This window comes from Enterobacter cloacae complex sp. ESBL7, from assembly GCF_041679625.1.
GTDB classification, from domain to species: domain Bacteria; phylum Pseudomonadota; class Gammaproteobacteria; order Enterobacterales; family Enterobacteriaceae; genus Enterobacter; species Enterobacter asburiae_B.
On record NZ_JBGORN010000001.1, the window covers coordinates 199,915 to 219,450 of the forward strand.

The following is a 19,536-nucleotide window of genomic DNA, read 5'->3' on the forward strand; positions in this document are numbered from 1 at the left end:
ATAACAAACAAAAAGTTTAACACTTGCTTTAGCGTGAGGCTATTCGCTCTGTGCGCACGAAAGGATTATGCTACAGGCGGTTATTACACGAAGCGGTTAACGGAAGCGTAATGAACGATAAAAAAGAACTATTACAACTCAGGGATATCGGATTTCGTGTTGGAGAAAATATTATTCTTCAGCACGTCGGGTTTAGCCTGTCGCCGGGCGAGTTTAAATTAATCACGGGCCCCTCTGGCTGCGGTAAAAGCACGCTGCTGAAAATTGTGGCCTCACTCCTCAGCCCGACGGAGGGCGCTATTCTGTTTGAAGGACAGGATATCGCAACCCTGTCCCCGGAAAACTATCGCCAGCAGGTCTCCTACTGCGTGCAAACCCCCGCGCTGTTTGGCGATACGGTTTATGACAACCTGATTTTCCCGTGGCAAATCCGCAATAAAACGCCGGAACCGGAAAAGTTTATCAGCGATCTCGCCCGCTTTGGCCTGGCGCAGGAGACGTTAACCAAATCTATCACCGCGCTGTCGGGCGGAGAAAAGCAGCGCGTCTCGCTGATCCGTAACCTGCAGTTTTTACCGAAGGTGCTTTTGCTGGACGAAATTACCAGCGCGCTCGATGACGTCAACAAGCGCAACGTTAACGAGATTATTCATCGCTACGCCCGGGAGCAGAATATTGCCGTGCTGTGGGTGACGCACGACGCTAGCGAAATAACCCATGCGGATGACGTGATTACGCTTCAGCCGCACGGCGGGAAAATGCAGGAGGCTAACCGTGGGTGAGCATAACATTACCAATGAATCACTGGCGTTTTCGATGGTGCTGGTGCTGATTGCGATTGTGGTCAGCTACCGGGAAAAGCTGGGGCTGGAAAAAGATATTGTGTGGAGTATTTGCCGCGCGGTGGTTCAGCTCATCATCGTCGGCTATGTGCTGAAGTATATTTTCAACGTCAACCACGCGGTGCTGACGCTGCTGATGGTGCTCTTTATCTGTTTCAACGCGGCGTGGAATGCGAAGAAACGCAGTAAATACATTGATAAGGCGTTTATCTCGTCGTTTATCGCCATTACCACCGGGACGGCGCTCACGCTGGCGGTGCTGGTGCTCTCCGGCTCGATTGCCTTTACGCCGATGCAGGTTATCCCTATCTCCGGGATGATTGCGGGGAACGCCATGGTGGCCGTTGGGCTCTGTTATAACAATCTCGGCCAGCGCTTCAGCAGTGAACAGCAGCAGCTGCAGGAGAAATTAAGCCTGGGGGCGACGCCTAAAGTGGCCTCGGCGCGGCTGATCCGTGAGAGCATTCGCTCATCGCTGATCCCCACGGTCGATTCAGCCAAAACGGTGGGGCTGGTGAGCCTGCCGGGCATGATGTCGGGGCTGATTTTTGCCGGTATCGATCCGGTAAAAGCGATTAAGTATCAGATCATGGTGACGTTTATGCTGCTCTCCACGGCAAGCCTGTCAACCATCATTGCCTGCTACCTGACCTATCGGAAGTTCTACAACGCGCGCCACCAGCTGGTGGTGACGCAATTAAAGAAAACGGGTTAAGCCTGTTTTGTAGGCCCGGTAAGCGTTAGCGCCACCGGGCATTTTTTTGTTAGTAGAGCAACGCGTACAGCTGACGACGATACTTCGACGCCAGCGCGTCTCCGGTGCCCAGCGCGGCCAGAATTTCCTGGAACATCTTACGCGCCTGACCGTCTGCTGCTGCCAGGTCTTTCTGAAGATGGCTGAACAGCAGCTCCAGCGCCTCTTCGTTACGCCCCACCTGGTGCAGCTGCAGCGCCAGCTGGCTTGCCAGCGCGGCATCGGCCGGGTTGTCGGCAACCTGCTGCTGCAGCTGCTGAATTTCCGGGGTGTCCGCCGCCTGTTTCAGCAGCTCAATCTGCGCGACAAGACCCTGATAGCGGGTGTCCTGATCCTGCAGCGGAACCGTCTTGAGTACGGCTTCCGCGTCTTCTGAACGGTGCAGGGCGATTTGCGTTTCCGCCAGCAGCAGGCCAATCTGGCTGTTCTGATTCGACAGCTGCCACGCCTCTTTGAGCAGCGGCAGCGCCTCGTCGTATTTGCCTTCCTGCATCAGCGCCATGCCTTCCTGCGCTTTCAGCTCTTCTTCGCGCGGCAGCACTTTATCCAGCAGGGCGCGGATAGCCTCTTCCGGCTGCGGCCCCTGGAAGCCATCAACGGGCTGGCCGTTCTGGAACAGATAGACGGTTGGGATGGCGCGCAGACCAAACTGAGACGCCACCATCGGCTCGGCGTCGCAGTCCAGCTTAGCGAGAATGAACTGACCGTTGTACTGGGCGGCAAGGCTTTCCAGCACCGGCGTCAGCTGCAGGCAGTGTTGGCTGCGTTCAGACCAGAAGTAGAACAGGACCGGTTTGGTCATCGACTGTTCAAGGGTCTGTTGCAGGTTAGCTTCTGTAATATTGACGATATTCTGTACGGACATGCGGCTTTCTCTTTTGTCGGTTTGTTCTTTACATGGGGATGAGCGTCGTCGCTTCAACTCAACCGTGCAAAATTTTGTCCATCATCCGGCCCGGCAGCAGGCGTTTTAACCAGCCTACGGCATGGGTGACCAGCGTCACCGGATAGCGCATTTTAGGATGTTCGCTCTCAAAAGCATGGCGCACTTTGGCCACCACCGCCTCTGGCCCGAGGGTAAAACGTGCGGCAATGCCGGGGTTCTCGACCGGCTTATCCGCCTGGGTCTGGTTCACGTTTTCGGTAAAGCGGGTGCGGATCGGGCCGGGTTCAATCAGGCTGACCTTGATGCCGCTGTGGCGTAGCTCCATGCGCAGGGCGTCGGACCAGGCCTCCAGCGCATATTTGCTGGCGGCGTAGGCGCCGCGGCCCGGGGTGGAAATCAGCCCCATCACTGACGATGTCATCACGATGCGCCCTTCACCGTGCGGCAGCATCGCGGGGAGCAGGCGCATGGTGAGCTGATGCACGCCGAAGAAGTTGGTCGAAAACTGTTTCTCCAGCGTTTCGCGGGAGAGCGTATCCAGCGGGCCATACACGCCGTAGCCGGCATTGTTAAAGAGCCCGTACAGACGATTGTCGGTCAGCGCGATCACTTCATCGGCGGCGCGTTCAACGCTCTCCGGCGAGTCCATATCCAGCAGCACGCCGGTAAAGCCCAGCCCGTTCATGCGTTCGACATCGTCGGGTTTGCGACACGCCGCCAGCACCCGAAACCCCTGGCGCTTCAGTTCGAGCGCGCTTTCCAGGCCGATTCCACTGGAACATCCTGTAATTAAGACCGATTTTTGCATAACTTTACCTGTCAGGATCTCCGCTTAATCAGGAGTCATGTTTAACTAAAGGAGCCAGCCGCGTTGCCATCCAGTCGGCAATAAACGGCTGAGCATCGCGATTGGGGTGGATCCCGTCGTCTTGCATCCACTGGGGTTTGAGATAGACCTCTTCCATGAAAAATGGCAGCAGCGGAATATCAAACTCTTTGGCAAGCTTAGGGTAGATCGCGCTAAAGGCTTCATTATACCGACGACCGTAGTTGGCGGGCAGGCGAATTTGCATCAGCAGCGGCTGGGCGTTTGCCGCTTTGATATCCTGCAAAATGGTGCGCAGCGTTTGCTCGGTTTGCTGAGGCTGGAAACCGCGCAATCCATCGTTACCGCCAAGCTCCACCAGCACCCAGCGCGGCTGATGCTGTTTGAGCAGTGCAGGCAGGCGTGACAGGCCCTGCTGCGAGGTATCGCCGCTGATGCTGGCGTTAATTACCGACGTCTTGCTCTGCCATTTGTCATTGAGCAGCGCGGGCCAGGCCGCGCTGGCCGCCATGCGATAGCCAGCGCTCAGGCTGTCGCCGAGAACCAGTAACGTGTCCGCTGCCGCCGCGCGGAAGGTCATCAGAATCAAAAACAGGAAGGGCAAATGCCAGCGGAAAACAGTGTTGAAGTTCATCATCTTAAGAAGTCCGTCGGTCAGGGGGAACACGAGCTTTCCATCCTTACTGGAGTTGAACTCGTTGTCAAACGCGCTGAAACCATCGCGCTGATTGGCGAATCCGGCTCCGGCAAGTCCACGCTGCTGGCGATTTTGGCCGGTCTGGACGACGGCAGCAGCGGCGAGGTCCATCTTGTCGGGCAACCGCTGCATCAGCTTGATGAAGAGGCGCGGGCCGCGCTGCGCGCGCGTCACGTTGGTTTTGTCTTCCAGTCATTCATGCTGATCCCAACCCTGAACGCGCTGGAAAACGTCGAACTCCCGGCGCTGTTGCGCGGTGAAAACAGCCGTGAAAGCCGGGCGCACGCGAAGGCGCTGCTGGAGCAGCTCGGTCTGGGCAAGCGTCTCGACCACCTTCCCGCACAGCTTTCCGGCGGCGAGCAGCAGCGCGTGGCGCTGGCGCGGGCGTTTAACGGTCGTCCCGAAGTCCTGTTTGCCGATGAGCCCACCGGTAACCTTGACCGTAAAACCGGTGACCGGATTGCCGACCTGCTGTTTTCGCTCAACCGCGAGCACGGCACCACGCTGATCCTCGTCACCCACGATCCGCAGCTCGCCGCCCGCTGCGACCGCCGCCTGCGGCTGGTGAACGGTATCCTTCAGGAGGAGGCATGATTACCCGCTGGTTCTGGCGCGAGTGGCGCTCGCCCTCGCTGCTGATTGTCTGGCTGGCGCTAAGCCTGGCGGTGGCCTGCGTGCTGGCGCTCGGCAGCGTCAGCGACCGCATGGAAAAAGGGCTTAGCCAGCAGAGCCGGGAATTTATGGCGGGTGACCGGGCGCTGCAAAGCTCTCGCCCGGTGCCGTTGGGCTGGATTGACGAAGCACGTAAACAAGGGCTGAAGGTGGGGGAGCAGATAAGCTTCCAGACCATGACGTTTGCGGGCGACACGCCGCAGCTCGCCAGCGTTAAAGCCGTCGATGATATCTACCCGATGTACGGCGAACTGCAGACCAACCCGCCAGGGCTGAAGCCAAAGCCCGGCACGGTGCTGCTGGCATCACGTCTGATGGCGCTTCTGAACCTGAAACCCGGCGACAGTATCGACGTCGGCGACGCCACCCTCAACATTGCCGGGGAAGTGGTGCAGGAGCCCGATTCCGGCTTTAACCCCTTCCAGCTCGCGCCGCGCCTGCTGATGAACACCGCGGATGTTGCGGCAACCCATGCGGTACAGCCGGGCAGCCGCGTCACCTGGCGCTATAAGTTTGGCGGCACGCCTGCCCAGCTTGACGCGTATGAAAAATGGCTTCTGCCGCAGCTCAAGCCGGAGCACCGCTGGTACGGGCTGGAGCAGGACGAAGGCGCGCTCGGTAAATCACTTGAACGTTCTCAGCAGTTCCTGCTGCTTTCGGCACTGTTGACCCTGCTGCTGGCGGTGGCGGCGGTTGCCGTGGCGATGGGGCACTACTGCCGCAGCCGTTACGACCTGGTGGCGATCCTCAAAACCCTGGGGGCGGGCAGGGCGCAGCTGCGCAAGCTGATTGTCGGCCAGTGGCTGATGCTGCTGGTCCTCTCCGCGCTGACCGGCGGAATAATGGGGCTGCTGTTTGAAAAACTGCTGATGGTGATGCTGAAACCGGTGCTCCCGGCCGCCTTGCCGCCGGCCAGCCTCTGGCCGTGGCTGTGGGCAATCGGTGCGATGACGGTGATTTCGCTGCTGGTGGGGCTACGCCCCTACCGCCTGCTGCTCGCGACGCAGCCCCTGCGCGTGCTTCGCAATGACGTGGTGGCGAACGTCTGGCCGCTGAAGTTCTACCTTCCGGTGATAATAGCCGTGGCGGTGGGGCTGCTGGCGTGGCTGATGGGGGGCAGCACGCTGCTGTGGGCGGTACTGGCCGGGGCGGTTGTGCTGGCGCTGCTGTGCGGCGTGCTGGGCTGGATACTGCTCAACGTCCTGAAGCGGCTCACGGTGAAATCGCTGCCCGTGCGCCTGGCGGTCAACCGCCTGCTGCATCAGCCGTGGTCAACGCTCAGCCAGCTGTCGGCGTTTTCGCTGTCGTTTATGCTGCTGGCGCTGCTGTTAGTGCTGCGCGGCGATCTGCTCGATCGCTGGCAGCAGCAGCTTCCCCCGGAAAGCCCGAACTATTTCCTGATCAACATTGCCCCTGAGCAGGTCACGCCGCTGAAGGGCTTCCTGTCGGAGCATCACATTATCCCTGAGTCGTTTTATCCCATCGTTCGCGCGCGTCTGACGCAGATCAACGGCCAGCCAGCGGACGGGAACAAGGACGAGTCGCTGAACCGCGAGCTGAACCTGACCTGGCAGGAGAAACGCCCTGACCACAACCCGATAACCGCCGGCACCTGGCCGCCAAAAGCGGGGGAAGTGTCGATGGAAGAGGGGCTGGCGACGCGCCTGAACGTGAAGCTGGGGGACAGCGTCACCTTTACCGGCGATACCCAGGATTTTACCGCGAAAGTCACCAGCCTGCGTAAAGTGGACTGGGAAAGCCTGCGGCCAAACTTCTTCTTTATTTTCCCGCCGGGCGCGCTGGACGGGCAGCCGCAGAGCTGGCTGACCAGCTTCCGCTGGGAAAACGGCAACGGCATGCTGACCCAGCTCAACCGGGAGTTTCCGACGGTCAGCCTGCTGGATATTGGGGCGATCCTGAAGCAGGTGGGGCAGGTGCTGGAGCAGGTGAGCCGCGCGCTGGAGGTGATGGTGGTGCTGGTGGCCCTCTGCGGCGTGCTGTTGCTGCTGGCCCAGGTGCAGGTGGGCATGCGCCAGCGCCATCAGGAGCTGGTGGTCTACCGCACGCTGGGTGCCGGAAAGCGGCTGCTGCGGATGACGCTCTGGAGCGAGTTTGCGCTGCTGGGGCTGGTGGCGGGTCTGGTAGCGGCCATTGGCGCGGAAACGGCGCTGGCGGTACTGCAGACAAAGGTCTTCGACTTCCCGTGGGAGCCTGACTGGCGCCTCTGGCTGATCCTGCCTCTCAGCGGCGCGGTGCTGCTTTCTCTTTGCGGAGGCTGGCTCGGCACGCGGCTGTTAAAGGGCAAAGCCCTGTTCCGTCAGTTTGCAAGTTGATTTAGAACCGTGATAGTTGCGCATCGGGTGTTAATGCCGGTGCGCAGCGTTTAAATAGCACAAAGTGATAATACCCACTCATTTAGTAGCACAAAACATTAAAAACCCGACCACACGGCCCGATTATTTCCAGTTAATATTCACCCGCTAAATATTTAGCAGCGTGTCTATTAAGGAAAAATAATGACTATAAAAAAATCAGCGCTGGCGGCAACGATCGGCGCGGCAGTGGCATTGACTACCTTCGCTTCTCAGGCGGAAATCACCGTTCTTAAGCAGGATCCTCAGGCGGGTAACCCGCTGAGCCGCCTGAACTTTACCGTTGGCGGCAGTATTCGTCCTCAGTTCCAGAACATGACCGGCGACGACGGTAAAAACAGCTACAAGCGTAACGGCTTTGACGGCGGTACCCGTTTCCGTTTCGCGGCTGATTACTACCTGTTTGATGACATTAGCTGGGTAAGCTACTACGAGCTGGGCGTGAACTTCCCTGCAATGTTCAACTGGGACAACCACTACAGCGAAAGCGATCACGACACGACGCGTCGTATGCTCTACACCGGCCTGAAGAGCGACACCTGGGGTACGCTGACCTTCGGTCAACAGAACAGCGTTTACTATGATGTGGTGGGCGCGAAAACCGATATCTGGGACTACGACATGATCGGTCAGGCACCAGGTAACGGGATCAAAGGCGATTACGACGGTTCTTACCGTTCACGTAATATGCTGAAATATAAGAAAACCGTGGGCGATGCCGACATCTACGCATCTTACCTGTTTGAAGACAGCGAATACCTGCCGGGCAACGGCCTGCGCTACAAGCGTAAAGGCGGCGGCTCGCTGGGTCTGGATTACCACCTGACCACCGATCTGACCTGGGGCGCGGCGTGGAACTACACCCGCGCGGACATGCGTAACCCGGATAACGGCGACAGCAAAACCTACGACCAGAACATTCTCGGTACCGCGCTGAGCTGGACCCCGGACAACTGGACCTTCTCCGCTGGCGGCGGCTGGTACCAGAACTTCATGACCACCAAAAAAGTGTCGGTTAACGACTACTTTGCAGGTGATGCATGGGGTATTGAATACTTTGCGGGCTACAAGTTCCCAGTCGGTCAGTACGCGGTTAAATCCATCCAGCCTTACTTCATGGGCGACCGTATTGAGTACGTGAACGGCCGTAACTACCAGCGCATCGACAACGGCGTGGGTATCAGCTTCCAGCTGGATTACGGTTTCCGCGTGGATTACGAACACGTGTTCACCTCCAGCACCGACAACCTGGGTGACATGAACCTGGTGCGTCTGCGTTACGACTTCTAAGTCGTCTTGTTGGGTGCGGCCTGATGCCCTCACCCTGACCCTCTCCCACGGGGAGAGGGAATAAACATTAAAAACGGCAACCCAGGTTGCCGTTTTGCTTTTACCTCGCCACCCGGCTTTGTTTTAGCGATTAAGCCAGTCAGCGACCTCGCCATACGTCCCGCGATACACAATCTTCTCCGCCTTTTTCTCCAGCTGATAGCCGTACATCGGGTCGTAATAGTCCTTCAGCAGCGGCGCAAGCCAGCTGAAGTGCGCGTCCGTGCTGCCGGAGCGTTGCTGTTCCAGCAGCGCGGAATCTAACAGCGCGGTGAATTCTGCATACCGCTGCAGCCCCAGACGGCGGCGAATGGCGAACAGGCCATGGTGCAGATACTCGCTGTATTCTTTCCAGCCTGCTTCCTCGCCGTAGGCAGCAGAAAAATCCGCCCACATATGGTCGAAATACTCTTCGCGCAGGCGCTCAAGGCGGACGTCAAACGGGTCTTCGACGACAACGATAGGGGCTTCAGCCATGCGGTCGCGCAGGCACTCCGGCAGGTGGTTGGAGCCTATCATCCGGCCCTCGTCTTCCAGCACCCAGCGCGCGGCGTCTTTTTTCAGGAGCTCAGCCGCAAGGTGGTTTTCAAAGCTGGCCTGGGAAAGCTGCGGCGTGAGCGTGCGGCCAAACGACGAACCGCGATGGTGCGCCAGCCCTTCCAGATCGATACCCTGCGCGTGCTGCTTCACCAGCAGGGTTTTGCCGTTTCCGGTACAGCCGCCAATAAGCACCATCGGCTTTTGCGACTGCTCGATAGTCACCTGAATCGCCGTCTGACGCAGAGCCTTATAGCCGCCGCGGATCAGCGGGTAGTCAACGCCCGCCTCTTTCAGCCAGGCCTGCGAGATATGCGAGCGCTGGCCGCCGCGCGCGCAGCAGAGAAAGCCCTCAGGATGGGTAAGGCTGGCTTCCCGCCAGGCGTTAATGCGTGCCTCACGCGTCTCGCCGCTCACCAGCTGATGGCCGAGCGCCAGCGCGGCCTCGGGGCCCTGGCGTTTATAGCAGGTACCGACGGCGGCGCGCTCGTCGTCGTTCATTAAGGGCAGGTTGATCGCCGCAGGCATCGCGCCCTGGGCAAATTCGATCGGCGCGCGAACGTCGATTAAAGGGGTATCAGACGCGAGGATCGCGCGATAGTCCGTTCCATCGTTCATGGTTGTTCCAGAAGAAAACTCAGCAGCAATGGGCGGGGATTGTACGCCGGGGAAGGGGAAGATCAACTCCCCGGCGCAGATGTCTTACTTGAGCTTAGACTGTGCCCAGACAATACCGCTCGCATATTCCGGCGGCAGGAGCGGGATCATCGCTTCCAGGGTGGCGCTCAGGCGGCCCGTGTCGCTGTCGTTCAGGTTCAGGTGACCGACCTTACGACCCGCGCGTACCTCTTTGTCATACCAGTGCAGATGCACGAGCGGCAGCTTCAGCCAGTCGTAGTTCAGATCGGTGCCGATCAGGTTGATCATCACCGACGGGCTGTTCACCACCGGCTGCGGCAGCGGCAGGTCGGCGATCGCGCGCAGGTGCAGTTCGAACTGGCTGATGGACGCGCCGTTTTGCGTCCAGTGGCCGCTGTTGTGCACGCGCGGCGCAAGTTCGTTGATCAGCAGACCGGACGGGGTGATAAAGCACTCCATCGCCATGACGCCCACATATCCGAGTTCGTGCATGATGGCAGAGAGCATATCTTCCGCCTGCGCCTGCTGGTCAGCATTGGCGTGCGGGAAGGCGACGCTGGTGCGCAGAATGCCGTCCTGATGCAGGTTATGCGTCAGCGGATAAAAGACGGTATGCCCGTCGTGCCCGCGCGCGCCAACCAGCGACACTTCACCGCTGAAGTTGATGCCCTGCTCAACGATGCACTCGCCGTAGCAGTCGTCCGGCAGTTCTGCCGTTTCATCTGCACGCAGGCGCCACTGGCCGCGGCCGTCATAGCCGCCCACGCGGCGCTTCACGATTGCCAGCTCGCCCAGCATCGCGAAAACGTCATTCCACTCGCTTTTATCGGACAGGAGCTGCCACGGCGCGGTCGGCAGACCGAGCTTGTCGAACAGCTGCTTTTGCGTCAGACGGTCGGCGATGATCGGGAACACGTCGCGGTTAACGAAGGCGTTATGACGCGCCAGCTCGCGGGTCAGAGCCGTTTCCGGCCAGCGTTCGATCTCGGCGGTGATCACGCTCTGGTGGAACGGTACGGCTTCCGGTTCGGCGTCCAGCCCGACGGGCCAGACGGCAATACCCAGCGGCTCACCGGCCTGACGCAGCATGCGGCCTAGCTGGCCGTTACCGAGGACGCAAACCTGCTTCATGCCGCACCCCGCGGGTCCGGATTGTCCAGCACCTCGTCGGTCTGGGCTTTACGCCAGTCCGCCAGGCGCTGATGCAATGCTTTATTGTGCGTCGCAAGAATTTGCGCCGCCAGCAGGGCGGCATTGGCAGCACCCGCTTTACCAATCGCCAGCGTGCCGACAGGAATACCGCGCGGCATCTGGACGATTGAGTAGAGGCTATCCACACCGCTTAACGCGGCGCTTTGGACCGGAACGCCCAGTACCGGCACCAGGGTTTTAGCGGCAATCATGCCTGGCAGATGTGCTGCGCCACCCGCGCCGGCAACGATCACCTCATAACCGTTCTCTTCGGCGCTTTCGGCGAAGCTGAACAGTTTGTCCGGTGTACGGTGCGCGGAGACCACTTCAACGTGGTGCGGAACATTCAGGATTTCAAAGATTTCGGCGGCGAACTGCATGGTAGCCCAGTCGCTTTTGGACCCCATCACGATGGCGACACGCGCCGGATTATTGCGGGAAGACATGCGTCTTAAAACTCCTGTGGTGCGAAACACACTGCTTTCGAGGGCACAGAGAATAGCATGTTATACGGGCAAGGAAAACGGTTGCGCGGTTAAAAGGCGAGCAGTTATGGCGAGAAAGCGATAACAAAAAAGACCGCACGATGGCGGTCTTTTATATGATGTTACTGAAGATCCCCTGCGGACAGGTTCTCGTTGTCGAACGCGCGGCTGACATCGATATGATTCACCATGCTGGTGTCGGCATTCGAGCCCGATTTTGGCACGGAGAAGCGATTCTCCGCGGCCTGTGCGCCAGTGGACACCACGACTGCCAGCAGCAGGGTACTTACGATGCTGATGTTTTTCATTCTCTGTTCCTTCCTCATCGTATTGTCGCTGTCGCACGTCTTCGCTGGCGGCACGGCAATCAGGGTTTTTATTTAGTCAGTTCTGCGGTCATGTACACGCGGTTGTTGACCTTCGCGCTCGTGATTTTATAAGAGGCATTCTGCTCGGCGGCCTGCGCGGCAATTTTCGCTTCTGCGCGGTCAAGGGTAGAGGCGGTTGCGCTCACGCTTTGAGCGAAAGAACCGAAAGAAACCAGGGAAAGAGCGGCAGCTGCAACGAAAGTTTTGATAGATTTCATGGTCGTATTCCTTAAGTATTTTATCTGGGATAGGGCGTATTGCCCTGATGTGATAAATAATAGGCCGACCACGGGCTGATTAAAATCGAAACAATTTGCCGATATTGTTCAAAAAAATAGAATGATGGTGCGAGAGGTTAAAACGGAAACGCGATCAGCTCCACGCCCTCTGGCGTGACTTTGACCATGGAACCTTCGGTGTGCCAGGCACCCAACACCACGCGATGGGCCGGTTCGCCGTTGGCGATAAGGGAATGGACGTCAGGACGGTGCGTATGACCGTGGATCAACCACTGAACGCCATGCTTTTCCATCACGCTCACCACGGCCTGCGGGTTCACGTCCATGATGGTCATGGATTTGCTGCTGTTGGCGGCTTTACTGCCCGCGCGCATTCTGGCGGCGATACGGTTGCGGATAAACAGCGGCAGCGCAAGGAACACCTTTTGGATCCACGGGGTGTGGACTTTGGCGCGAAACGCCAGGTAGCCGGTATCGTCGGTGCAGAGCGTGTCGCCGTGCATGATCAGAACCCTGCGGCCATAGAGGTCGAGCACCTGCTCTTCCGGCAGCAGCGTCATGCCGCTTTCGCGGGCGTAGCGCTTGCCGATCAGGAAATCACGGTTGCCGTGAATGAAGTAGCAGGGGACGCCGGAATCCACGAGCGCGTGAATGGCGGCGGCCATTTCACGGTGCAGCGGGTTAGGGTCGTCGTCGCCAATCCAGGCTTCAAAGAGGTCGCCCAGGATGTACAGCGCATCGGCGCTTTTCGCTTCACCGCGTAAAAAACGCAGAAAACCGGCGGTTATCGCCGGTTCTTCTGTTTGCAGATGCAGATCCGCAATAAAGAGTGTCGCCACGAATTACTCGCTGACGGTCACGCTTGTAATCACAACGTCTTCTTTAGGAACGTCCTGGTGCATACCGCTGCGGCCAGTAGCGACGGCTTTGATCTTGTCAACCACGTCCATACCTTCAACCACTTCTGCGAATACGCAGTAGCCCCAACCCTGCAGGCTTTCGCCGGAGAAGTTCAGGAAGTCGTTGTCCGCCACGTTGATGAAGAACTGCGCGGTGGCAGAGTGTGGCGCCTGAGTACGGGCCATTGCCAGCGTACCGCGGGTGTTTTTCAGACCGTTGTTCGCTTCGTTTTTGATCGCTTCTTTGGTCTCTTTCTGGTTCATGCCAGGTTCGAAACCGCCGCCCTGGATCATAAAGCCGTTGATCACGCGGTGGAAAATGGTGTTGTTGTAGAAACCTTCGCGGCAGTAGTCCAGGAAGTTTTTAACTGTTTCAGGCGCTTTGTCATCAAAGGTTTTGATTACGATATCGCCATGATTAGTGTGGAAAGTAACCATTTTTGCATCCTGTTCCGTTATTGTGGTACGTCGACCCGCGTTCGGGTCATCTATAGGGGCTTGTTATAGCATAACCACAGGATGCGATCACCTTGCATTGTGTGCTGCTTCGGGTTTGAATTACGGGTAGAATAGCCGGTTTTCAACCACACACGTGTTTACATGGAATCTTCGATGTTAAAAATCTTTAATACAATGACGCGCCAGAAAGAGGAATTTAAACCTATCCATGCCGGGGAAGTCGGCATGTACGTGTGTGGTATTACGGTTTACGATCTCTGTCACATTGGCCATGGCCGTACCTTTGTCGCCTTCGACGTGGTATCACGCTACCTGCGTTTTCTGGGCTACACCCTGAAATACGTGCGTAATATCACCGACATCGACGACAAAATCATCAAGCGCGCTAATGAAAACGGCGAAAGCTTCGTTGCGCTGGTCGATCGCATGATCGTCGAAATGCACAAAGATTTCGACGCCCTGAATATTCAGCGCCCGGACAGCGAGCCGCGCGCGACCCACCATATTCACGAAATCATTGAGATTACCGAAAAGCTGATCGCACGCGGTCATGCCTACGTTGCGGACAACGGTGACGTGATGTTCTCGGTGCCGACGGACCCAACCTACGGTTCGCTTTCCCGTCAGGATCTGGACCAGCTCCAGGCCGGCGCGCGCGTTGACGTGGTTGACGTGAAGCGTAACCCGATGGACTTCGTGCTGTGGAAAATGTCCAAAGAGGGCGAGCCAAGCTGGCCATCACCGTGGGGCGAAGGCCGTCCGGGCTGGCACATTGAATGTTCCGCGATGAACTGCAAGCAGCTGGGCAAGCACTTCGATATTCACGGCGGCGGTTCGGACCTGATGTTCCCGCACCACGAAAACGAAATCGCGCAGTCCACCTGCGCCCACGGCGGCGAGTACGTGAACTACTGGATGCACTCCGGCATGGTAATGGTTGACCGCGAGAAGATGTCTAAATCGCTGGGTAACTTCTTCACCGTGCGCGACGTGCTGAAGTATTACGATGCGGAAACCGTGCGCTATTTCCTGATGTCCGGCCACTATCGCAGCCAGCTGAACTACAGCGAAGAGAACCTGAAACAGGCGCGCTCGGCGCTGGAGCGTCTGTATACCGCGCTGCGCGGTACCGACAGGTCTGTTCCTGCTGCAGGCGGCGAAGCGTTCGAAGCCCGCTTTGTTGAGGTGATGAACGACGACTTCAACACCCCGGAAGCGTACTCCGTGCTGTTCGACATGGCGCGCGAAGTGAACCGCCTGAAGTCAGAAGATATGGCCGCGGCGAATGCGCTGGCGTCCCATCTGCGTAAGCTCTCCTCCGTGCTCGGCCTGCTGGAGCAGGATCCGGACGCGTTCCTGCAGAGCGGTGCGCAGGCGGACGACGGTGAAGTTGCGGAGATTGAAGCGTTGATCAAAGCGCGTCTGGAAGCGCGTCAGGCAAAAGACTGGGCGGCGGCAGATGCGGCGCGTAACCGTCTGACCGAGATGGGCATCATTCTGGAAGATGGCCCGCAGGGCACCACCTGGCGCCGTAAGTAATTTTCCCCTCACCCTAACCCTCTCCCAAAGGGAGAGGGAATTATTAGGTTTTCTCCCTCTCCCCGTGGGAGAGGGCCGGGGTGAGGGCATCAGCGCCCACGTTTTCTCCACCACAGCAACCCCATCAGCACGACTCCCGGCAGCCACACCCACAGCAGCTCCGACACGATCACCTGATGCCCGTACGGCGTGGTATAGCGCGACAGCGCAAACGGCGCGACCTTAATCACCTGCCACGGCGCAAAGAAGCGTTCATCTGACCACGGCCACAGCCAGCCGACGCCTTTCCCGCCCGTGGTAATCGAATCCAGCAGGCTGTGCGAAAGCAATGACACGGTTAAAAACAGCCAGCACCGCGTCAGGCTGGCCCGGAACCACCGTCGTCCAGTCAGCACGCAGAGTATCGGCACCACAAAGGCGAACAGCAGGGAGTGGGTAAAGCCGCGATGGCCGAAAACATTGCCGTACGCGACGCCGAACTTGAACGCCAGCACGTCGGCATCCGGCAGCATGGCGAGGACAATCCCGGCAAACAGCAGGCGGGGAGGAATCACTTTGGTTCCCAGGCCTAAGCCCAGACAAAGCGGAACAGCAGCGTGTGTAATAACGGTAGGCATTGCGATTATCCATGGCAAATCATGGAAATATAGCAGCAATCCCGCGCCGGCAGATCCGCGTCAAATTCTTATTTTTACGCCGACTCGCGCGCGATAAGCTGTCCGGAAAGCGTAATGCGCTGGGTTTGCAGCGTCGGCTCCTTCAGCGTACGAATAATCAGCCCGGCAGCCTGACGCCCCGTCTCTTCGCTGGCGGACGACACGTAGGTAAAGGATGGCGAGGTGAGGTTAACGTGGAGCATATCTTCGAAACCGACCAGTGCGACCTGCTGCGTCAGAAACACATCTTTGCCCACCGTTCGTCCAACCTGATGAATACCCGAGATGGAGCCGATCATGGCATCCGGCGAGTGGCAGAGCAGGGCGGTGATGGTGTTGTTTTTTTCCAGCAGCTGGCGGGTGGCGAAACCCGCCGCCAGCGTGTCATCGCTGCAGGCCGGAGAGTATTCATCGCGCCAGACCAGCCCGTTCTGCGTCATCGCGCTGCGAAAACCGAGCAGGCGCTGCTCGCGGATGAGGCAGCCTTCACGCCCGCCAATGTAGGCAATATTGCGATGGCCGCGCTCGATAAGATAACGCACCGCCAGGTTTGCCGCCTGACGGTTATCGCGCATCACCAGATTGCATTTTTCATCCAGCAGCGACTGAGAAACCACCACCAGCGGCAGCGGGCAGCGGCGAATTTGCTCCGGCAGGGTGGAGGTGCGGGTATCCGAGGCCAGATAGATAACCCCGGCGACGCCCTGCTGCTTAAACGACAGCAGGCAGCGCTCAAGATGGTCATGGTCGTTCTGGGGCTGGCCGAGAAAAACCATATACCCCTGTTTTTCAAGATCCTGGACGATGCTCGCCATCACCTTGATGGAGAAACTGTCGCTAAAGTCGCGGAGGATCAGGCCAATCAGATTGGACGTATTGGCGCGGAGATTGGCAGCGGCAACGTTATGAACATAGCCCAGCGTATTGATGGCAGCGTTGACCTTCTCGATCGTTGCCTCTGAGATTTTCCCTTTCTGGCGCAAAACCAGCGAGACGGTTGAGACCGACACGCCCGCGTGCTTTGCGACATCAATAATGCTGACTTTCTTCAAAACCGCTCCCTGAAATTCACCGATTATCAGTCAGATACGACAATGCGTCTCCCAGACTACAGGAGACGCGTCGTGCAGGCATCTTATTATTTGCCGATCATGGTGGACATGGTCTGGGCGATAAACTGTGCTCTGGCACCGAAAATCACCTGAATACCGTTGTCGCCGACGAAGACCACGCCGCGCGCGCCGAGTCCGTTCAGGCCGTCCTTATCGACCACCTCGCTTTTTGCCACTTCCAGGCGAAGGCGGGTGATACAGGCGCCGACGGAGTCGATGTTGTGCGCCCCGCCCAGCAGGGTGATGATCTCGGTCGCGAGTTCTGAATCAGACTTATCATCCGCGTTGGCGGTCACTTCAGTGCGGCCCGGCGTTTTCACGTCGAAACGACGGATCACAAAGCGGAACGTGAAGTAATAAATCAGGCCCATTGGAATGCCGATGATAATCGCATTCAGGAAGTTGGTCTTGTAGCCGTTAAAGGACGGCAGGATCCCGAATGACAGATAGTCGATAAAGCCCGCGGAGAACGACTTGGCGATATGCGCATGCAGCAGATACATGGTCATGTAGGCCAGGCCCGCCATGATGGCGTTAAAGACGTACAGGATCGGCGCCACGAAGATAAAGGTAAACTCGACCGGTTCGGTGATCCCCGTCAGGAAGCAGGTCAGCGCCGCAGAGAACAGAATACCGGCCGCGATTTTCTTATTCTTCGTATGGGCTTCGTGATACATCGCCAGGCACGCTGCGGGCAGCGCGAACAGCATGAGCGGGAATTCGCCCTGCATGAATTTACCGGCATTCTGGTAGGTGTCGCTGCTGAAGGACTTCACCCCTTCTTCCAGCATCTTGAACCAGATGGTCTGGTCGCCGTGGATCACCTGTCCTGCCTGAGTGGTGTAATCCCCGAACGAGTACCAGAAGGACGGATACCAGATGTGGTGCAGGCCGAGCGGGATCAGCGCGCGCTCTACCAGACCGAAGATAAAGGTCGACGCCGCCTGATTATCGCCGTTCACCACCACGGAGAGCGCGTCGATACCGGCCTGGATATGCTGCCATACGTACGGCAGCAGCAGCCCCATCAGGAACGACAGAAACGCCGTTGCAATGGCCACGAAGCGCTTGCCGGAGAAGAAGCCCAGGAACTCCGGCAGCTGCATGGTGTGGAAGCGGTTATAGCACCAGGCCGCGAGAATACCGCAGATCAGGCCGCCGAAGACGCCCATCTGCAGCGTCGGGATGCCGACCACCATGGCGTATTTTCCGCCCTGGGAGGCCATTTCCGGCGTGATGCTCAGCACGGTGCTGATGGTGATATTCGTGACAAACACCGACACCGCCGCAGACAGCGCCGCGATGCCCGATTCTGACGCCAGACCCACGGCGGAGCCAATGGCAAACAGCATCGGCAGGTTATCAAAGATAACCCCGCCCGCGTTCATCATCAGCGGCAGATGGAACTTATCGCCGAAGGCCAGCAGCAGGCCCGCAGCGGGAAGCAGTGAAATTGGCAGCATTAAGGCGCGACCAATCATCGATAACTTAGACAGCGATTTAACAAACCCTGATATCAGACTCATGCTGATTTCCCCCGAGTAGCGCTTTTTTGGCGCTGTTATTGTAAGTAGAACGTTTTAGTAGAACGTTCTACTTATCGTGGGCAAAGAGTGAAAAACGCGCAACAGAATTTTCATGTTTCAACAGATGAAATAGTGATTATTTGAAGTTGATCGATAAATAACCGCGATGGGTGTGAGGGGATTTTATATCCCCTCTCCCTGTGGGAGAGGGTTAGGGTGAGGGCATAATACGGCTCAGGCCGTAACGGTTACGCTCTGTCCTTCAAAGCTCACGGTCTGACCCGCGACAATCTTGCAGCGCTTGCGCGTTTCTACCACGCCGTCAACTTTTACCAGCCCGTCGGCGATAACGATTTTCGCCTGCGCGCCGCTTTCGCTCCAGCCTTCCAGCTTCAGCAGATCGCACAGCTCAACGTGCGGGTGTTTACCTAATGAAAAAGTCGCCATCTTACGCGTCCTCTACGTCGTGATATTCTTCGCACGCCTGCAGCGTGTTCTGAATCAGCGTTGCTACGGTCATCGGGCCTACGCCGCCCGGTACGGGGGTAATGTAAGACGCGCGCGCGGCGGCATCTTCGTACACCACGTCGCCGACCACTTTGCCGTTTTCCAGACGGTTAATCCCGACGTCCACGACAATCGCGCCTTCTTTGATCCACTCGCCCGGAATAAAGCCCGGCTTGCCGACCGCGACGATCAGCAGATCGGCGTTCTCGACGTGGTGACGCAGGTTTTTGGTGAAGCGGTGGGTTACGGTGGTGGTGCAGCCCGCCAGCAGCAGCTCCATGCTCATCGGGCGACCCACGATGTTGGACGCACCGATAACCACGGCGTTCAGACCGTAGGTGTCGATGTTATAGCGCTCCAGCAGCGTCACAATGCCGCGCGGCGTGCACGGGCGCAGACGCGGCGCGCGCTGGCACAGGCGGCCAACGTTGTACGGATGGAAACCGTCCACGTCTTTATCCGGCGCGATACGCTCCAGCACCTTCACGTTGTCGATACCCGCCGGCAGCGGCAGCTGAACCAGAATACCGTCGATCTCTTTATCGGCATTCAGGGTGTCAATAAGTTCCAGCAGCTCTGCTTCGCTGGTGGTTTCCGGCAAATCGTAAGAGCGGGAGACGAAGCCCACCTCTTCACACGCTTTGCGCTTGCTGCCGACATAAATCTGCGATGCCGGGTTGCTGCCAACCAGCACAACGGCCAGCCCGGGGGCGCGTTTTCCGGCAGCTTTACGCGCCTTCACTTTTTCCGCGACCTCAGAGCGCACCTGCTGCGCAATCGTTTTACCGTCAATAATCTTTGCTGCCATCAGAGAGAAGATTCCGTCTGTAACGTTTGAAAGGGGGGATGGCGTGTATTTTGTCAGAAGCGAGCGTCGCTGTCAGTCACCCTTTACGCGTTTTTATCAGTGAGACGCAAAAACCCTTCTTAAGGGATGGTCAATTTCTTAGGCGGGATTAGGATGTGACCTGGCGAAATGGCAGCGTTTTGACATATTTAAA

The 19,536-nt window shown here is 58.0% G+C and carries 21 protein-coding genes; 6 read left to right on the top strand and 15 right to left on the bottom strand.

All coding sequences use genetic code 11. The features are described 5' to 3' along the window. The first annotated feature begins 110 nt into the window (after nucleotides 1-110). On the top strand, nucleotides 111-782 hold the full coding sequence (gene fetA, locus ACERY3_RS00960) for an iron ABC transporter ATP-binding protein FetA (RefSeq protein ID WP_373224878.1): 672 nt from the start codon (nucleotides 111-113) through the stop codon (nucleotides 780-782). Further along, the gene (gene fetB, locus ACERY3_RS00965) at nucleotides 775-1,557 is read left to right on the top strand and encodes an iron export ABC transporter permease subunit FetB (protein ID WP_023310623.1); all 783 of its coding nucleotides are present in this window, start codon (nucleotides 775-777) and stop codon (nucleotides 1,555-1,557) included. Before fetA ends, fetB begins: the two co-directional genes overlap by 8 nt. A gap of 49 nt (nucleotides 1,558-1,606) precedes the next feature. Here fetB and ACERY3_RS00970 read toward each other — a convergent pair whose 3' ends face one another. The 3 genes from ACERY3_RS00970 to tesA are packed head-to-tail and all read right to left on the bottom strand — an operon-like array spanning nucleotide 1,607 to nucleotide 3,942. Next, nucleotides 1,607-2,461 carry a co-chaperone YbbN gene (locus ACERY3_RS00970; RefSeq protein ID WP_023310624.1) on the bottom strand — a complete coding sequence of 285 codons (855 nt, stop codon included), beginning with the start codon at nucleotides 2,459-2,461 and terminating at the stop codon, nucleotides 1,607-1,609. A gap of 58 nt (nucleotides 2,462-2,519) precedes the next feature. Beyond that, nucleotides 2,520-3,290 (bottom strand): SDR family oxidoreductase, encoded by a 771-nt coding sequence (locus tag ACERY3_RS00975; RefSeq protein WP_014882827.1) that lies wholly within the window; start codon nucleotides 3,288-3,290, stop codon nucleotides 2,520-2,522. A 28-nt stretch (nucleotides 3,291-3,318) separates the two neighbouring features. Next, nucleotides 3,319-3,942, bottom strand: coding sequence for a multifunctional acyl-CoA thioesterase I/protease I/lysophospholipase L1 (gene tesA / locus ACERY3_RS00980; RefSeq protein ID WP_032661743.1), 624 nt, complete (start codon nucleotides 3,940-3,942; stop codon nucleotides 3,319-3,321). Here tesA and ybbA point away from each other — a divergent pair. The 3 genes from ybbA (at nucleotide 3,913) to ACERY3_RS00995 (ending at nucleotide 8,339) form a co-directional block, all read left to right on the top strand. Further along, nucleotides 3,913-4,599 (top strand): putative ABC transporter ATP-binding protein YbbA, encoded by a 687-nt coding sequence (gene ybbA / locus ACERY3_RS00985; RefSeq protein WP_023617272.1) that lies wholly within the window; start codon nucleotides 3,913-3,915, stop codon nucleotides 4,597-4,599. The two genes, tesA and ybbA, sit on opposite strands and share 30 nt — an antisense overlap. After that, the gene (gene ybbP, locus ACERY3_RS00990; protein WP_373224879.1) at nucleotides 4,596-7,010 is read left to right on the top strand and encodes a putative ABC transporter permease subunit YbbP; all 2,415 of its coding nucleotides are present in this window, start codon (nucleotides 4,596-4,598) and stop codon (nucleotides 7,008-7,010) included. The genes ybbA and ybbP overlap by 4 nt, the downstream gene beginning before the upstream one ends. A 183-nt stretch (nucleotides 7,011-7,193) precedes the next feature. Next, nucleotides 7,194-8,339 (top strand): porin, encoded by a 1,146-nt coding sequence (locus tag ACERY3_RS00995; protein WP_039263983.1) that lies wholly within the window; start codon nucleotides 7,194-7,196, stop codon nucleotides 8,337-8,339. A gap of 123 nt (nucleotides 8,340-8,462) precedes the next feature. Here ACERY3_RS00995 and mnmH read toward each other — a convergent pair whose 3' ends face one another. From mnmH to ppiB, 7 genes are all read right to left on the bottom strand, one after another. Beyond that, a complete protein-coding gene (gene mnmH, locus ACERY3_RS01000) occupies nucleotides 8,463-9,533 on the bottom strand; it encodes a tRNA 2-selenouridine(34) synthase MnmH (RefSeq protein ID WP_058841200.1) in 1,071 nt (356 codons plus the stop codon). Nucleotides 9,534-9,617: 84 nt separating this feature from the next. Continuing rightward, nucleotides 9,618-10,685, bottom strand: coding sequence for a 5-(carboxyamino)imidazole ribonucleotide synthase (gene purK / locus ACERY3_RS01005; protein WP_058841201.1), 1,068 nt, complete (start codon nucleotides 10,683-10,685; stop codon nucleotides 9,618-9,620). Beyond that, nucleotides 10,682-11,191 (bottom strand): 5-(carboxyamino)imidazole ribonucleotide mutase, encoded by a 510-nt coding sequence (gene purE / locus ACERY3_RS01010; RefSeq protein ID WP_058841202.1) that lies wholly within the window; start codon nucleotides 11,189-11,191, stop codon nucleotides 10,682-10,684. Before purE ends, purK begins: the two co-directional genes overlap by 4 nt. 161 nt (nucleotides 11,192-11,352) lie before the next feature. Further along, the gene (locus ACERY3_RS01015) at nucleotides 11,353-11,538 is read right to left on the bottom strand and encodes a hypothetical protein (protein WP_029741050.1); all 186 of its coding nucleotides are present in this window, start codon (nucleotides 11,536-11,538) and stop codon (nucleotides 11,353-11,355) included. Nucleotides 11,539-11,606: 68 nt separating this feature from the next. Continuing rightward, nucleotides 11,607-11,816, bottom strand: coding sequence for a YdgH/BhsA/McbA-like domain containing protein (locus ACERY3_RS01020; RefSeq protein ID WP_033144821.1), 210 nt, complete (start codon nucleotides 11,814-11,816; stop codon nucleotides 11,607-11,609). A 137-nt stretch (nucleotides 11,817-11,953) separates the two neighbouring features. Next, nucleotides 11,954-12,676, bottom strand: coding sequence for a UDP-2,3-diacylglucosamine diphosphatase (gene lpxH, locus ACERY3_RS01025; RefSeq protein ID WP_039263987.1), 723 nt, complete (start codon nucleotides 12,674-12,676; stop codon nucleotides 11,954-11,956). Nucleotides 12,677-12,679: 3 nt separating this feature from the next. Continuing rightward, nucleotides 12,680-13,174 carry a peptidylprolyl isomerase B gene (gene ppiB / locus ACERY3_RS01030; RefSeq protein WP_023310635.1) on the bottom strand — a complete coding sequence of 165 codons (495 nt, stop codon included), beginning with the start codon at nucleotides 13,172-13,174 and terminating at the stop codon, nucleotides 12,680-12,682. A 174-nt stretch (nucleotides 13,175-13,348) separates the two neighbouring features. Between ppiB and cysS the strand changes: the two genes are divergently transcribed. Continuing rightward, nucleotides 13,349-14,734 carry a cysteine--tRNA ligase gene (cysS, locus tag ACERY3_RS01035; RefSeq protein WP_029741052.1) on the top strand — a complete coding sequence of 462 codons (1,386 nt, stop codon included), beginning with the start codon at nucleotides 13,349-13,351 and terminating at the stop codon, nucleotides 14,732-14,734. Nucleotides 14,735-14,823: 89 nt separating this feature from the next. On the opposite strand, the gene ACERY3_RS01040 is transcribed toward cysS, so the two are convergent. From ACERY3_RS01040 to folD, 5 genes are all read right to left on the bottom strand, one after another. Further along, nucleotides 14,824-15,351: a metal-dependent hydrolase gene (locus ACERY3_RS01040; RefSeq protein WP_039263988.1), complete on the bottom strand. Its 528-nt coding sequence runs from the start codon at nucleotides 15,349-15,351 to the stop codon at nucleotides 14,824-14,826. Between the two features lie 74 nt (nucleotides 15,352-15,425). Continuing rightward, nucleotides 15,426-16,442 (bottom strand): Mal regulon transcriptional regulator MalI, encoded by a 1,017-nt coding sequence (gene malI / locus ACERY3_RS01045; protein ID WP_023310638.1) that lies wholly within the window; start codon nucleotides 16,440-16,442, stop codon nucleotides 15,426-15,428. Between the two features lie 86 nt (nucleotides 16,443-16,528). Next, nucleotides 16,529-18,028: a PTS transporter subunit EIIC gene (locus ACERY3_RS01050; RefSeq protein WP_029741054.1), complete on the bottom strand. Its 1,500-nt coding sequence runs from the start codon at nucleotides 18,026-18,028 to the stop codon at nucleotides 16,529-16,531. Nucleotides 18,029-18,262: 234 nt separating this feature from the next. After that, complete coding sequence (ybcJ, locus tag ACERY3_RS01055; RefSeq protein WP_023334767.1) at nucleotides 18,263-18,475, bottom strand: ribosome-associated protein YbcJ; 213 nt, start codon at nucleotides 18,473-18,475, stop codon at nucleotides 18,263-18,265. 1 nt (nucleotide 18,476) lies between these two features. Beyond that, nucleotides 18,477-19,343: a bifunctional methylenetetrahydrofolate dehydrogenase/methenyltetrahydrofolate cyclohydrolase FolD gene (gene folD, locus ACERY3_RS01060; RefSeq protein WP_008499332.1), complete on the bottom strand. Its 867-nt coding sequence runs from the start codon at nucleotides 19,341-19,343 to the stop codon at nucleotides 18,477-18,479. Between the last annotated feature and the right edge of the window lie 193 nt (nucleotides 19,344-19,536).

What these genes read in the sequence shown, in the direction of transcription:
- ACERY3_RS00995 (WP_039263983.1), top strand. Translation starts at nt 7,194, where the DNA reads ATGACTATAAAAAAATCAGCGCTGGCGGCAACGATCGGCGCGGCAGTG.
- tesA (WP_032661743.1), bottom strand. Translation starts at nt 3,942, where the DNA reads ATGAACTTCAACACTGTTTTCCGCTGGCATTTGCCCTTCCTGTTTTTG.
- fetA (WP_373224878.1), top strand. Translation starts at nt 111, where the DNA reads ATGAACGATAAAAAAGAACTATTACAACTCAGGGATATCGGATTTCGT.
- mnmH (WP_058841200.1), bottom strand. Translation starts at nt 9,533, where the DNA reads ATGAACGATGGAACGGACTATCGCGCGATCCTCGCGTCTGATACCCCT.
- ybbA (WP_023617272.1), top strand. Translation starts at nt 3,913, where the DNA reads ATGCCAGCGGAAAACAGTGTTGAAGTTCATCATCTTAAGAAGTCCGTC.
- ACERY3_RS00975 (WP_014882827.1), bottom strand. Translation starts at nt 3,290, where the DNA reads ATGCAAAAATCGGTCTTAATTACAGGATGTTCCAGTGGAATCGGCCTG.
- ppiB (WP_023310635.1), bottom strand. Translation starts at nt 13,174, where the DNA reads ATGGTTACTTTCCACACTAATCATGGCGATATCGTAATCAAAACCTTT.
- ACERY3_RS00970 (WP_023310624.1), bottom strand. Translation starts at nt 2,461, where the DNA reads ATGTCCGTACAGAATATCGTCAATATTACAGAAGCTAACCTGCAACAG.
- ACERY3_RS01050 (WP_029741054.1), bottom strand. Translation starts at nt 18,028, where the DNA reads ATGAGTCTGATATCAGGGTTTGTTAAATCGCTGTCTAAGTTATCGATG.
- purE (WP_058841202.1), bottom strand. Translation starts at nt 11,191, where the DNA reads ATGTCTTCCCGCAATAATCCGGCGCGTGTCGCCATCGTGATGGGGTCC.
- ACERY3_RS01015 (WP_029741050.1), bottom strand. Translation starts at nt 11,538, where the DNA reads ATGAAAAACATCAGCATCGTAAGTACCCTGCTGCTGGCAGTCGTGGTG.
- purK (WP_058841201.1), bottom strand. Translation starts at nt 10,685, where the DNA reads ATGAAGCAGGTTTGCGTCCTCGGTAACGGCCAGCTAGGCCGCATGCTG.
- ACERY3_RS01020 (WP_033144821.1), bottom strand. Translation starts at nt 11,816, where the DNA reads ATGAAATCTATCAAAACTTTCGTTGCAGCTGCCGCTCTTTCCCTGGTT.
- ybcJ (WP_023334767.1), bottom strand. Translation starts at nt 18,475, where the DNA reads ATGGCGACTTTTTCATTAGGTAAACACCCGCACGTTGAGCTGTGCGAT.
- ACERY3_RS01040 (WP_039263988.1), bottom strand. Translation starts at nt 15,351, where the DNA reads ATGCCTACCGTTATTACACACGCTGCTGTTCCGCTTTGTCTGGGCTTA.
- cysS (WP_029741052.1), top strand. Translation starts at nt 13,349, where the DNA reads ATGTTAAAAATCTTTAATACAATGACGCGCCAGAAAGAGGAATTTAAA.
- folD (WP_008499332.1), bottom strand. Translation starts at nt 19,343, where the DNA reads ATGGCAGCAAAGATTATTGACGGTAAAACGATTGCGCAGCAGGTGCGC.
- ybbP (WP_373224879.1), top strand. Translation starts at nt 4,596, where the DNA reads ATGATTACCCGCTGGTTCTGGCGCGAGTGGCGCTCGCCCTCGCTGCTG.